The organism is Streptomyces sp. NPDC051738, from assembly GCF_044453205.1.
In the GTDB taxonomy this organism is placed as follows: Bacteria; Actinomycetota; Actinomycetes; order Streptomycetales; family Streptomycetaceae; genus Streptomyces.
Genome location: NZ_JBITCM010000008.1, coordinates 110,397 through 123,601, shown reverse-complemented (window position 1 = coordinate 123,601; position 13,205 = coordinate 110,397). Strand labels below are relative to the sequence as shown.

The window sequence follows — 13,205 nt, the reverse complement described above, 5'->3', positions numbered from 1 at the left end:
CCGATGGGCGGTAGCTGCCGTTACCTGGGCTGCATCCAGGTCCCGACAGCTACCGCTCACCCTTTGCTGATCATCGAGCGGACGAAAAACCGCAAGTTCGCCGGCTTCTCCGCGAGCCGGCGCATGAAGTAGCCGTACCAGTCGGTGCCGTAGGCGGTGTACACGCGCATGCGGTGGCCCTCCGCGGCCAGCCGCAGGTGCTCGTCGCTCCTGATGCCGTACAGCATCTGGAACTCGTACTCGTCGAGCTTTCGCCCGGCGCGCCGCGCGAGTTCCTGGGCGACGGAGATCAGGCGCGGGTCGTGGGACCCGATCATCGGGTACCCGGTGCCCTCCATCAGAACCTTCAGGATCCGCACGTACGCCTTGTCGATCTCGTGTTTCTGCTGGTAGGCGACCTCGGCGGGCTCCTTGTAGGCGCCCTTGACCAGCCGTACCCGGCTGCCGTTCTCCGCGAGGCGGCGGGCGTCGGCCTCGGTGCGGAAGAGGTAGGCCTGGATGACGCAGCCGGTCTGCGGGAAGTCCCGGCGCAGTTCCTCGTGGATGGCGAACATCGAGTCGAGGGTGGTGTGGTCCTCCGCGTCGAGCGTGACCGTCGTACCGATGGCGGCGGCGGCCTCGACGACCGGGCGGACGTTGGCGAGGGCGAGTTCGTGGCCGCCCTCCAGCGCCTGCCCGAACATGGACAGCTTGACCGACATCTCGACGCGCTCGCCGAGCCCGAGGTCCTTGATCCGGTCGACCAGTCGCAGATAGGCGTCCCGGGCGAGTGTGGCCTGGTCGGGACGGGTGATGTCCTCGCCGACGACGTCCATCGTCAGCTCAAGGCCCTTGGCCGTGAGGTCCTCGATGATCGGGACGATCTCGTCGACGGTCTCGCCGGGGATGAACCGGTCGACGACCTGCTTGGTCACCGGTGCCGCCGAGATAAGGCGTCGCATCCGGTCGCTGCGCGACGCGGCAAGAATCACGGGACCCAGCACGGGGCACCTCCACAAACCAGCAGATAGAACCACCGTGAAACCTAAGGATCCCTCCGATCGTCGACCATCGACAGCTGTCACGCATCCGTGCCGCAGATCTCAGACAGATGTATGAAAGCCCTGCGGTCATGCGGGAGAATGCCCGAGTGACAGCCGATAGCAAAGGCGACTACCAGGAGCTGGTCGACGAGATCTCGGAGCTGCTGGGCGTCCCCGCGACCCTGGAGAACCGGGACTTCGAGCTGATCGCCTTCGGTGCGTACGACAGCGAGGGCGAGCTCGACGCGTCGGCCCTGGACCCCGTGCGCACCCGCTCGATCCTGACCCGCCGCTCGACGGCGGCCGTGCGCACCTGGTTCGAGGGCTTCGGCATCACACGCGCCACCGGCCCGGTGCGGATCCCGCCCACCCCGGAGGCGGGGGTCTATCGCGGACGTATCTGTCTGCCCGTACGCCATCGGGGTGTGGTGCTGGGCTACGTCTGGCTCCTGGAGGACGAGCCGGGCCCGACCGACCGGCAGCTGACGGCCGCCATGGAGGTGACCGCCCGCATCGGCGCCCTGCTCGCGGACGAGGCGCAGCACGGGGCGGATCTCAGCCGGGAGCTGCGGGCCGCGCTGACCGCCGAGCGCGGCTGGCCGGGGGACATGGCCGTCGCCGAGCTGCGCACGGCCCTCGGCGCACGCGCGGACGGTGTCCATACGGTGGTCTGCGTGGCCCCCTGGCCGTCGGCCGACCCGGACGACGCCCCGTCCGTGCGGACGGTGCCGCATGCCACCGCGCTGTGCACGGTCCCGTGGGGAGCGACAGGGCAGAGCCTTGCGGTACTCGTACGGCTGCGCTCGCCCGAGGTGCGGACGGCGGCGCTGGCGGCGGCGTCCCGGCTGCTGAAGGAGAGCCCGGCAGCCGGGCCGCTCCCGCAGGGCCGGGCGCAGGTGGCGGCGGGCCTCGGCGAACCTCGCGCCGGTCTCGCCGAGCTGAGCACCGTATGGCAGGAGGCGTCGGCCGCGGCCCGCGCGGCGCTGGCGGAACCGCGGCTCGGTCCGGTGGCCGAGTGGTCGCGCATCGGGCCGTACCGCCTGCTGACCTCGCTCTCCCCGCAGCCGGCCCACGACCCCGCGGTCGCCCCGCTCCTCTCCCCCACCCACCGGGAACTCGCCCGCACCGCCGAGGCCTACCTCGACTGCGCGGGCCAGGCCGGCCGCACCGCCGCCGAACTCGGCATCCACCGCCAGACCCTGTACTACCGCCTCTCGCGCGTCGAGCAGCTCACGGGCCTGGACCTGGACGACGGCGAGGACCGGCTGCTGCTGCACATGGCGTTGAAGGCGGCGCGGCTGTAGCCGTGAGCGTCGAGCCTCTCGATCAGCGGGAGGTGACGGCGGCGAGGGCATCGGTCAGCGTGGCCTCGCCCGGTGGGCCGTCGCTCCAGCGGGCGGCGATGTGGCCGTCGGGTCGGACGAGCAGGGCTCCGTGCGGGCCGAGGCCCCAGAGGTCGGCGTGCTCGTCGGGAAGGGCCTCGACGCGCAGCGGCCACGGTGCGGTGGCGCGAGGCGTCCAGGGGGCGGGGTCCGGGGTGAGTAGGGTGAACCATGCGCCGAGGACGTCGAGCGTGGAGCGGCCGTCCGTGAGCCAGAGGTGCGGCATGCGGTGGCCCGGTGTCGCCGTGGGGAGATAGGTCGTGGCCGTGCCCGACGGCTCGACCGGAGCGCCGTCGTCGGGCAGGACGGCGCCCGAGCGGTAGGCGACGCCGAGTACCAGGCCGAGTTGCGCGAAGTACTGCTCCGACCAGGGCGGTTCGATGCGGTCCGGTGCCCGTGCCGCGCCCGCCTGGAGCTGCTCGCGGCGCACGTCCTGCACTTGGAACATGAGCTTGGAGTTCTCGACGGCCTGGCCCAGGGTCCGGTGGGCGACGGGCTGTCGCTCCGTCTCGTAGGTGTCCGGCAGGTCCGCCCCGGCCCACCCGCGCAGTACGCCCGCCAGTTTCCAGCAGAGGTTGTGCACATCGGCGACACCGACGTTCATGCCCAGACCACCAGCGGGCGGGATCGCGTGCGCGGCGTCGCCGGCCAGCAGGATCCGTCCGTGGCGAAAGCGCTCGGCGACGAACGCGTTCACCACCCAGTGCTGCACCCGCAGCACGTCGACGTCCACGTCGGCGCCGAGGGAGCGCGCGACGAGGCCGGGCCAGTCGGCACCCGCGGTGTCCTCGGGCGTGGGCACGATCCAGGCCCAGCCTCCCTCGGGGTACAGCGGCAGGAACGATCCCTGCGAGGTGAGGTAGACGCCGGCGGGCTGCCTTGCGGACCAGTGGTCGAGGGCGGCGTCGAACACGACGGTGGTGACGCGGCCCACCGCTCCGGGGCCCGTGGTGTCGATGCCCAACAGCCCGCGGACGGTGGAGTTCGCGCCGTCGGCGGCGAGTACGTATCGGGCGCGGACGTGACTCTCCGCACCGCTCCGGCGGTCGAGGAGCCGAGCCGTCACGCTCTCGTCCGCTGCGGCCAGGTCGACCAGTTCCACACCGAACCGCATCTCCGAGGCCGCCGCGTCGAGCAGGGCGGGCTCCAGCCGATCCTGCGAGGTGACCACGCCGGTCACGGGACTCTCCGGCACCGGCGCGTTGACCCCGATCATCGCCGCCGAGGCGAAGTCGGGGGCGTGCAGCGTGTCACGGAAGCGGATCCGCCCGTACTCCGGCGCGAACGCGGCGGCCGTGATCCGCTCGGCGAGGTCCAGCTGACGGAAGATCTCCATCGAGCGCACGTTGACGAGCCGGGAGCGGGGGAACGGAGACAGCTCCCGATGTTTCTCGACCAGGAGGACCCGTACGCCCCAACGCTGGAGCAGCGCCCGGGCGGTGAGCCCGACGGGCCCGCCCCCGACGATCAGTACCTCCACCTCGGCGCCTGACGCCGCCATGTCGGGCTGCATGGGATCAATCATCCGCACCCCGCGGGCCACCGCAACGACACACCCTGATTATTGGAAACGATTGTCATCATGCTACGGTCACGGAAACCGCTCTCTTGACCACCCCTTTACTCGGAGTGTCCCGTGCGCCTGCCCGCCCGCCGTCTGCTCCCCGTCACCGCCGTCACCGCGGCCTCCGCACTGCTCACCGGCTGCTTCGCCGGAGCGGAGTCGTCCGCGGACTCGGGAGCGGGTGGCAAGCGCATCCGTGTCGCGCACATGCTGCCGCCCCGCTCCGGCCTGTCCCCCCTGAGCGACGACGCCTTCAAGCTCTCGCGTTGGTCGACGGCCGAGACCCTGGTGACGCTCGACAAGGAGGGCGACGCCAGGCCCGCCCTCGCCACCGAGTGGCAGCAGTCCGGCCGCACCTGGACCTTCGAGATACGCGAAGGCGTCACCTTCCACGACGGCACGAGGCTCGACGCGAAGGCCGTCGTGCGGTCGCTCACCAAGGCCGTCGGCGCCTCCCCCAAACCCCGCATCCTCGACGGCGTGGAGCTGACCGCGAAGGCCGAGGACGCCGACACGGTCACGGTCACCACCGGCACCGAGGATCCCCTCGTCCCGCAGCGGCTGAGCTCGCCGCAGCTGTCGATCCTGGCCGCCAAGGCCTACAAGGGGAAGACGGTGAACCCCGTCGGCGCCGGCACCGGACCCTTCGAACTCGTCGAGGTCAACGGCACCTCCTCCGCCACTCTCGACCGCTACGACAAGTACTGGGGCGGCAAGGCCAAGGCCCCGGGAATCGACGTCACGTTCGTGCCGGACGGGACGGCCCGCGCCGCCGCACTGCGCACCGGCGAGGCCGACATCGTCGAGGCGATTCCGGTCTCCCAGGCCGCCGTCCTCGACCAGGACCTGATCACCGAGGTCCCGATGCCGCGCACCAACACCCTCTACCTGAACACCGAGAAGGGCGCCTTCAAGGACGCCTCGCTGCGCGCCGCCGCCCGGGAGGCGATCGACGCCAAGTCGATCGTCGAGGGCGTGTACGAGGGGCGCGCCGATGTCGCCAAGGGGCTGCTGGGGCCTGCCCTGCCGTGGGCGGCCGAACTGCGCACGCCCGTCAAGCACACCAAGGCCGGCAAGGCTAACGGCACGACGATCACCATCGGCACCTTCACCGACCGGGCCGAACTGCCCGAGGTCGCCGCCACGCTGCAGCAGCAGTTGCAGAAGGCCGGGTTCAAGGTGAAGCTCGACGTCCGCGAGTACGCGAACATCGAATCCGACGCCCTCGCGGGCAAGTTCGACGCGTTCATCCTCTCCCGCGCCACCGTCCTGGACTCCGGCGACCCGGCCGCCTACCTGTACAGCGACTTCGCCTCCGACGGCTCCTTCAACATCTCCCAGCTCGCCGACTCCTCCGTGGACGCCGCGCTGAAGAAGGCCGGCGAGACGAAGGCCGGCGATGCCCGCCGCAAGGCGATCATCGAGGCCGAGGCCGCAGTGCTCGCCACCGACGCCGCCGTGCCGATGCTCCACGAGCGGGTGATCCAGGGCGACGCCAAGGGTGTCGTGAACGCCGCTCACGACCCGCGCGAGCGCGAACTCGTCACCCTGAACACGTACGTCAAGTGAGGCACACGGCAAGGAACGTGGTCAGCCCGGCCGGGCTGACCCGCCTCGTGTGTCTGGTCGCCGTCCTGGCCACCGTCGGCCTGCTGCCCTGGCTCTCGCACCGGGACCCGGCGCTCACCGTGCTGCGCGCCCGGTCGGCCGAGCAGGAGCCGACCGAGGAGGCCCTGTCCGCGATCCGCCAGGACCTCGGCCTGGACGCCGGCCCGCTCTCCCTGCTGGGGAACTGGGCCTCGGACCTGCTGCACGGAGACTTCGGCACCTCCTGGGTGTCGGGCACCGAGGTCCTGCCGTCCGTCATCGCCGGCCTCCAGGTGTCGCTGGCCCTGATGGGCGCGGCGCTCGGCGTGGCGGTCGTGCTGGCCGCCGTACTGGTGGCGCCGGTGCTGGTCCGGGGGCGTGGGTCGGCCGGGGCGTTCGCCGCGATGCTGGTGGCCCTACCGGAGTTCCTGCTGGCCACCGTCGCACTGCTGGTGTGCGGGGTGTGGCTGGGGTGGCTGCCGACGGCCGGCTGGGCGGGCCCCGAGTACCTGGTGCTGCCCGCGCTCGCCCTCGGTGTCCCGGCGGGCGGTCTGCTCGGGCGGCTGGTCGCGGACGCGCTGCCCGCCGTCCTCGACGAGCGGTGGGTGGAGCTGTGGCGGGGCGCTGGAGTGAGCCGCATGAGGATCTCGGCCGCCGCCCTCAAGCGCGTACTGCCGCCGCTGGTACCGCAGTTCGGAATGGCCGCCGTCGGGTTGACCGGGGGCGCGGTCGCGGTGGAGATGGTGTTCGCGGTGCCCGGCATCGGCCGTACGGCGCTCGGCGCGGCCAAGTCCCAGGACCTGCCGCTGCTCCAGGGGTCGATGCTGGCGTTGCTGCTGCTCGGTCTGGCCGCCGGCGCGTCGGCGGCGCTCACGCGGCGACGCCTGCTGGGCCCCGCCCTGCGTGACGCCGGTCTGACACTGCCCCCGGCCCGCCCGGTCCGCACCCACCCGGCGATCCCGCTGACCCTCTTCACACTCCTCGCCGTGCCCATCGGTTGGGGCCTGCTGCGCGACCCGTACACGGTGAACACGGCCGCCCGCCTCGCCGCCCCCTCCTGGGCGCATCCGCTCGGCACCGACGCCCTCGGCCGCGATGTGCTGGCCCGGCTCGGCCACGGCGCCGCCTCGACGGTCGGCACGGCCGCCGCCATCTGTGCGCTGAGCCTGCTTCTCGCGCTCGCACTGGGCTTCCTGCCCGGCGTCGCGGCGGGCGCGGCCGACATCGCCAACGCCCTGCCCCCGGTGATCGTCGGCATCCTGGTCGCGGCGGCGGCCGGACCCGGCACCGGCGGTGCGGCCCTCGCGGTCGCCCTGATCTCCTGGCCGGCGCTGTCCGCACACGCCGCGGCCCTGGTCCAGGAGGTACGGGCCTCGGCGTTCCTGACCGCCCAACGGGCCATGGGCGCGACCCCGCTCTGGATCCTCACCCGGCACGTCCTACCGTCCGTCGCCGCCCCGGTGGCCCGCCACGCCCTCCTGCGCCTACCCGGCATCGCCCTGGCCCTCGCCTCCCTCGGCTTCCTGGGCCTGGGCGCCCAGCCACCCGCCCCCGAGTGGGGCCTGCTCCTCGACGAGTCCCGCGCCTACGTCGAACGGGCCCCGTGGGCAGCCCTCGCCCCGGCGGTCGCGCTGGCCCTGCTGGCAGGGCTGGCGGTGTCGGGGGCGGCGGCCGTGCAGGGCCGGGGAGCACGGCGGGCCGACCGCACAGCACGCGTCGACCGCGCCACCCGGAAGGAGCCCGCCGTTGCAACCTGAGAGCCGCTCCGAGACTGCGGCACCGCTGTCGGCGCGCGAGCTGCGAATCCCCCTCGCCTGGGCCGAAGCCAGCCGCGGCCCAGACGGTCACACCGGCCCTGCCGACAGGCCTGGCGATGTCAGGGCGACGGCCGCACAAGGCCGGGGAACACCGCGACCCAACCGCACCGCACCCGTCGACCGCGCCACCCGGAAGGAGACCCCCCTTGAACCCTGAGGAAGCGCTGCTGTCCGTAGATGACCTGCGCATCGCCTTCGACGGGATCGAGGCCGTGCGCGGCCTGTCCTTCGACGTGCGCCCGCGCGAAGTCCTGGCGATCGTCGGGGAGTCGGGCGCCGGCAAGTCCCTCACGGCCCGGGCGCTGCTGGGCATGCTGCCGCGCGGCGCGACGACGAGCGGGGACGTACGACTGCTCGGCGAGCCGGACCTCGCGGCCCACCGCGGCCGCCGCATCTCCCTCGTCCCGCAGGACGCCCTGTCCGCTCTCTCCCCCGTACACCCGGTCGGCGACCAACTCGCCGCCGCCGTACGGTCGGTGGCCCGCGTCTCCCGCAAGGAGGCGCGGGCCCGGGCGGTCGCCGCGCTCGACCGGGTCGGCATCCCGGACGCCGCCCGCACGGCACGGGCGTATCCGCACGAGTACTCCGGCGGCATGCGCCAGCGCGCGGTCATCGCCATGGCGACGGTCAACGAACCGGACATCGTCGTCGCCGACGAACCCACCACCGCCCTCGACGAGGAACGCCGCGACCAGGTGCTGCGGGTGCTCGCCGAGCAGCGGGAGGCGGTGGGCGCGGCGCTCGTCCTGGTCACGCACGACATGGACGTCGTCCGGAACCACGCCGACCGCGTGCTGGTCATGTACGCCGGCCGCCTCACCGAACTCGGCCCGGCGGACGAGGTGCTGGGCCGCCCCCGCGCCCCCTACACGGCGGGCCTGCTGGCCTCCCTCCCCCAGCACGCGCCTCCGGGCCGCCGCCTCCCCGCCCTGCGCGGCACCCCACCCGCCCCGGCCACCCTCCCACCGGGCTGCGCCTTCACCCCGCGCTGCCCGCTCGCGGCCGACCCCTGCCATACGGCGGACCCGGAACCGCAGCAGGTGGAGGAACGCCTGGTGGCCTGCCACCGCTGGCCCGAACTCCCGTACCCCGCAACGGAGTTGTTTCTGGAGCAGAAGCAGGAGGGGCAGCCCGCATGAGTGACGACGCCCTGCTCGACGTCCGCGACCTCGTGGTCCGCTACGGCGACACCACCGCCGTCGACCACATCTCGTTCGCCCTGGCCGCCGGCGAGACCCTCGCCCTGAGCGGCCCCTCCGGCTGCGGCAAGTCCTCCACGGCGCTGGCGGTCCTCCAGCTGCGCCGCCCGGATGCAGGTGAAGTCCTCTTCGAGGGACGGGAGCTGACCACCCTCACCGAACGCGAACTGCGCCCGGTCCGCCCACGCATGCAGCCCGTCTTCCAGGATCCGTACGGCTCACTGAGCCCCCGCCTCCGCATCCGCGACGCGGTGGCGGAGCCGCTGAGGGCGCAGGGCCGCTGGAGCGCCACCGACGGTCCCACCCGCGTCGCCGAACTCCTCGACCGGGTCGGCCTTGACCCGTCGTACGGCGACCGCCGCCCGCACGAACTCTCCGGCGGCCAGTGCCAACGCGCCGGAATCGCCCGCGCGTTGGCCTCCGAGCCACGCCTGCTGATCCTCGACGAACCGGTCTCCGCCCTCGACCCCTCCGTCCGGGCCGGCGTACTGAACCTGCTCGCCGACCTCCAGGACGACCTCGGCCTCGGCTACCTGTTCATCTGCCACGACCGGGCGGTCGTACGGCATTTCGCGGACCGCGTGGTGGAGATGCGGGACGGACGGATCACTTCCGAGTGGCGGCCTGTCACTTCCGAGTGGCGGCCTGAAGCACCTGACGCAACCCCTCGGTGAGCTGCTCCGCGTCGGGCGCGGTCTTCGCGTCGAACGTCCACTGCGCGATGAGACCTGTCATCAGGGTCACGTAGAACATGCCGAGGGTGTCCAGCGTCTCGTCCGGGACGTCTTCCTCCCGTCCGCCCATGAGCAGCGGAATCAGACCGCGCGCGGCCTCCCGCTGAGCCAGCGCCAGATGGTCGCGGACCTCCGGCAACTGGTCGCCCATGACGACGATCTCCATGCTGAGGTGCCACAGCGAGCCGGGCCCGCGCATGGTGCCGATGATGTTCGACCACACCTCCTGGAACCGTTCGATCGAACCGGGCTCCGCGCTGATCCCGGTGGTCCCGCCGCCCTCGAAGGCGTCGCCCATCCCCTCGACCAGCGCCACATACGCCTGCGCGAGCAGCGCGTCCTTCGAGCCGTAGTGGTAGCCGATCGAGGCCAGGTTGGTCCCCGACTCCTTGACGATGTCCCGCGCCGTCGTGCGCACGAACCCCTTGTCGAGCAGGCAGCGCTTGGCGCCCTCGAGCAGATCCTCACGGTGTCCCATGCGACCACACTACCGCCGATCCATACGACCGTCCCATACCAGCGTCTTATACGTACGTTCTAGACAAGCGTTTAAGACGCGCGTACATTCACCGCCATGACAACCAACCCGACGAGCACCACCACGCCGCCGCCCCCGCCCGCCCGCGCCGGCCGCCGCGAATGGACCGCCCTCGGCGTGCTGATGCTTCCGCTGCTGCTGGTCTCGATGGACGTCTCGGTCCTCTACTTCGCGATCCCGTCGATCAGCGCGGACCTGGAGCCGAGCGGCACCCAGCAGTTGTGGATCTTCGACATCTACGCCTTCGTCCTGGCCGGCCTGCTGATGACGATGGGCTCGCTCGGCGACCGCATCGGCCACCGCCGCCTGCTCCTGATCGGCGCCGCCGCCTTCGGTACCGCCTCACTGGCGGCGGCGTACGCGAACAGCGCCGAGATGCTGATCGCGGCCCGAGCGGTCCTCGGCATCGGCGGTGCGACCCTGATGCCGTCGACGATGGCCCTGCTTCGCACGATGTTCGCCGACCCCGGGCAGCGCGCGAAGGCCATCGGCATGTGGTCCGGCGTGATGACGGCCGGGATCGCGCTCGGCTCGGTGATGAGCGGGGTACTGGTCGAGTTCTTCTGGTGGGGCTCGGTCTTCCTGGTCAACCTGCCCGCGATGGCGCTCCTGCTGGTCCTCGGCCGGCTCCTGCTCCCCGAGTCGAAGGACCCGGCGCCCGGCCGCTTCGACCTGCTGAGCATCCCGCTGTCGATGGCGGCCGTGCTCCCCGTGATCTACGGCCTCAAGGAGATCCCCTCCGAGGGCTGGTACGTCCGCTACGTCGTCTCGATCACCGTCGGCCTGCTGTTCGCGGCCCTCTTCGTGCACCGCCAGCGCACGGCCGCCGCACCGATGATCTCCCCGGCCCTGTTCCGGGGGCGGGGCTTCGCGCCGTCGGTCGCCCTGAACCTCCTGTGCATGTTCGCGGTGATGGGGTCGGCCTACTTCACCACGCAGTATCTGCAGTCGGTGCTCGGCAAGGGCGCGCTGGAGGCGGCCCTTTGGGCGCTGCTGCCCTCGGTGCCGATCGGGGCCGCGGGGCCGGTCGCGACCCAGCTGGTGCAGCGGGGCGTCAACCGCGCCTACGTCGTCACGGCGGGCTTCGCGATCGCCGCGGCCGGTTTCGCGCTGCTGGCCCTCGCCGGAACGGACTCGATGTGGCTGGTGCTGACCTCGTGCGCGGTCCTCGCCGTCGGAGGCGTCACGGTGATGTCCCAGATCATGGACCTCGCGATGGGCACCGCCCCGGTGGAGCGGGCCGGCGCCGCGTCCTCCCTGATGGAGACCGGCGCGGAGTTCGGCGGGGCGCTGGGCATGGCGGTGCTCGGCTCGATCGGCACGGCGATCTACCGCCACGAGATCCCGGCGTCGGCCCCGGACGTGGCCCGCGAGACGCTGGGCGGGGCGCTGGCGGTCGCGGATCAGGTCCCGGGGCTGGCCACCGCGGCTCGGGAGGCGTTCACCAACGGGATGCAGGGGGCGGCGATCGCGGGCGCAGTACTGCTGGCGGGGGCGGCGGCGCTGGCGGCGGTGACGCTGCGACGGGTCGTGCCGCGGGAGCCGGCATGCAAAACGCCGGACGAGCCGAGTCACCTCAGCCCGTCCGGCGTTTGAGGACGAGGCCCCTTCAGGGCCGAAAGCGGGGGTCTGGGGGCCGCAGCCCCCAGCTACCGCGACCTCAGACCAGGTTCACCGCGCGAGCGGACGTCGCCCCGATCTCCTCGGCGACCTCGGTCAGCACCCCGGCCGGCACCGTGTCGTCCACGGTCAGGACGGCCAGCGCCTCGCCACCGGCGACCGCACGCGACACCTGCATACCGGCGATGTTGATGCCCGCCTCGCCAAAGATACGACCGACCGTGCCGACGACACCCGGACGGTCCTCGTACTTCAGGACGACCATGTGCTCGGCGAGCGCGAGGTCCACGTCGTAGTCACCCACCGCGACGAGCTTCTGCAGGTGCTTCGGGCCGGCCAGCGTGCCGGACACCGACACCTCCTCGCCGTTGCCGAGCGTGCCGCGCACGGTGACGACGTTGCGGTGGTCGGTCGCCTCCGAGCTGGTGGTCAGCCGCACCTCGACGCCGCGCTCCTGGGCGAACAGCGGGGCGTTGACGTACGACACCGTCTCGTCGACGACGTCCTCGAAGACACCCTTGAGGGCGCTGAGCTCCAGCACCTTCACATCGTGCTGGGTGATCTCGCCGTAGACCTCGACGTCGAGGCGGACCGCGACCTCACCGGCGAGCGCCGTGAAGATACGGCCGAGGCGCTCCGCGAGCGGCAGACCCGGCTTGACGTCCTCGGCGATGACCCCGCCCTGGACGTTCACCGCGTCGGGCACGAGCTCACCGGCGAGGGCGAGACGCACCGAGCGGGCGACGGCGATACCGGCCTTCTCCTGCGCCTCGTCGGTGGAGGCACCGAGGTGCGGGGTGCTGACGACCTGGTCGAACTCGAACAGCGGGGAGTCCGTGCAGGGCTCCTTCGCGTACACGTCGAGACCGGCGCCGGCGACGCGGCCCTCCTTGAGCGCCGAGTACAGCGCCTCCTCGTCGACGATCCCGCCGCGCGCGGCGTTGACGATGCGCACGCTCGGCTTGACCTTGCGCAGCGCCTCGTCGCCGATGAGGCCGAGGGTCTCGGGGGTCTTGGGCAGGTGGACGGTGATGAAGTCGGAGACCTCCAGCAGCTCGTCCAGCGACAGCACCTTGACGCCCATCTGCGCGGCGCGCGCGGGCTGCACATAGGGGTCGTACGCGACGACCTTCATACCGAAGGCGGACATGCGCTGCGCGACGAGCGCACCGATGCGGCCGAGGCCGACCACACCGAGGGTCTTCTCGGCGAGCTCCACACCCGTGTACTTGCTGCGCTTCCACTCGCCGACCTTCAGCGCGGCGTTGGCCTGCGGGATGTTGCGGGCGGTGGCGAGCAGCAGACCGCAGGCCAGCTCGGCGGCGGTCACGATGTTCGAGGTGGGGGCGTTGACGACCATCACGCCGGCCTTGGTGGCGGCGGAGACGTCGACGTTGTCCAGGCCGACGCCGGCTCGTGCGACGACCTTGAGCTTCTTCGCCGCGGCGATCGCCTCGGCGTCGACCTTGGTGGCGGAACGAACCAGGATCGCGTCCACATCGGCGATGGCCGGGAGCAGCTCCGCCCGGTCCGCGCCGTTGCAGTGGCGGATCTCGAAGTCCGGGCCAAGCGCGTCCACAGTCGCGGGCGACAGCTCTTCAGCGATGAGTACGACGGGTTTCGAGCTCACGTGAGTCCTCACAAGTCCAATGCGGACGGCCGTCCCGACGGCCGCAGGCGGTGGAGGGTACTGGCCGCGTGGAAGACGCACGACGCTGTGGGCCTGACGCGTATGTTGTGCG

Annotated in this window: 10 protein-coding genes; 6 read left to right on the top strand and 4 right to left on the bottom strand. The window is 72.1% G+C overall.

From position 1 onward, the window contains the following. Positions 1 to 56 precede the first annotated feature (56 nt). Positions 57 to 983, bottom strand: a complete 927-nt coding sequence (locus ACIA8X_RS20325; protein WP_393450800.1) for a proline dehydrogenase family protein — start codon at positions 981 to 983, stop codon at positions 57 to 59. Positions 984 to 1,111: 128 nt separating this feature from the next. On the opposite strand from ACIA8X_RS20325, the gene ACIA8X_RS20320 reads away from it, so the two are divergent. After that, positions 1,112 to 2,326, top strand: coding sequence for a PucR family transcriptional regulator (locus ACIA8X_RS20320; protein WP_399458816.1), 1,215 nt, complete (start codon positions 1,112 to 1,114; stop codon positions 2,324 to 2,326). A 22-nt stretch (positions 2,327 to 2,348) separates the two neighbouring features. On the opposite strand, the gene ACIA8X_RS20315 is transcribed toward ACIA8X_RS20320, so the two are convergent. After that, positions 2,349 to 3,917, bottom strand: coding sequence for an FAD-dependent monooxygenase (locus ACIA8X_RS20315; protein ID WP_399458814.1), 1,569 nt, complete (start codon positions 3,915 to 3,917; stop codon positions 2,349 to 2,351). A gap of 123 nt (positions 3,918 to 4,040) precedes the next feature. On the opposite strand from ACIA8X_RS20315, the gene ACIA8X_RS20310 reads away from it, so the two are divergent. The 4 genes from ACIA8X_RS20310 (at position 4,041) to ACIA8X_RS20295 (ending at position 9,245) form a co-directional block, all read left to right on the top strand. After that, the gene (locus tag ACIA8X_RS20310; RefSeq protein ID WP_399458813.1) at positions 4,041 to 5,537 is read left to right on the top strand and encodes an ABC transporter substrate-binding protein; all 1,497 of its coding nucleotides are present in this window, start codon (positions 4,041 to 4,043) and stop codon (positions 5,535 to 5,537) included. Continuing rightward, positions 5,534 to 7,312, top strand: a complete 1,779-nt coding sequence (locus tag ACIA8X_RS20305; protein ID WP_399458812.1) for an ABC transporter permease subunit — start codon at positions 5,534 to 5,536, stop codon at positions 7,310 to 7,312. Before ACIA8X_RS20310 ends, ACIA8X_RS20305 begins: the two co-directional genes overlap by 4 nt. Positions 7,313 to 7,518: 206 nt before the next feature. Then, a complete protein-coding gene (locus ACIA8X_RS20300) occupies positions 7,519 to 8,511 on the top strand; it encodes an ABC transporter ATP-binding protein (protein ID WP_399458811.1) in 993 nt (330 codons plus the stop codon). After that, complete coding sequence (locus ACIA8X_RS20295) at positions 8,508 to 9,245, top strand: ATP-binding cassette domain-containing protein (RefSeq protein ID WP_393450818.1); 738 nt, start codon at positions 8,508 to 8,510, stop codon at positions 9,243 to 9,245. Before ACIA8X_RS20300 ends, ACIA8X_RS20295 begins: the two co-directional genes overlap by 4 nt. On the opposite strand, the gene ACIA8X_RS20290 is transcribed toward ACIA8X_RS20295, so the two are convergent. Beyond that, positions 9,199 to 9,783 (bottom strand): TetR/AcrR family transcriptional regulator, encoded by a 585-nt coding sequence (locus ACIA8X_RS20290; protein WP_393450821.1) that lies wholly within the window; start codon positions 9,781 to 9,783, stop codon positions 9,199 to 9,201. The genes ACIA8X_RS20295 and ACIA8X_RS20290 overlap by 47 nt on opposite strands. 96 nt (positions 9,784 to 9,879) lie before the next feature. Between ACIA8X_RS20290 and ACIA8X_RS20285 the strand changes: the two genes are divergently transcribed. Then, entirely contained in the window at positions 9,880 to 11,439 is a 1,560-nt protein-coding gene (locus ACIA8X_RS20285; protein WP_399458810.1) for an MFS transporter, read from the top strand. A gap of 64 nt (positions 11,440 to 11,503) precedes the next feature. Here ACIA8X_RS20285 and serA read toward each other — a convergent pair whose 3' ends face one another. Next, complete coding sequence (gene serA / locus ACIA8X_RS20280; RefSeq protein WP_393450827.1) at positions 11,504 to 13,093, bottom strand: phosphoglycerate dehydrogenase; 1,590 nt, start codon at positions 13,091 to 13,093, stop codon at positions 11,504 to 11,506. Between the last annotated feature and the right edge of the window lie 112 nt (positions 13,094 to 13,205).

Coding starts and splice junctions, on each gene's coding strand:
- ACIA8X_RS20290 (WP_393450821.1), bottom strand. CDS start 9,783: ATGGGACACCGTGAGGATCTGCTCGAGGGCGCCAAGCGCTGCCTGCTC.
- ACIA8X_RS20295 (WP_393450818.1), top strand. CDS start 8,508: ATGAGTGACGACGCCCTGCTCGACGTCCGCGACCTCGTGGTCCGCTAC.
- ACIA8X_RS20315 (WP_399458814.1), bottom strand. CDS start 3,917: ATGCAGCCCGACATGGCGGCGTCAGGCGCCGAGGTGGAGGTACTGATC.
- ACIA8X_RS20285 (WP_399458810.1), top strand. CDS start 9,880: ATGACAACCAACCCGACGAGCACCACCACGCCGCCGCCCCCGCCCGCC.
- ACIA8X_RS20320 (WP_399458816.1), top strand. CDS start 1,112: ATGCGGGAGAATGCCCGAGTGACAGCCGATAGCAAAGGCGACTACCAG.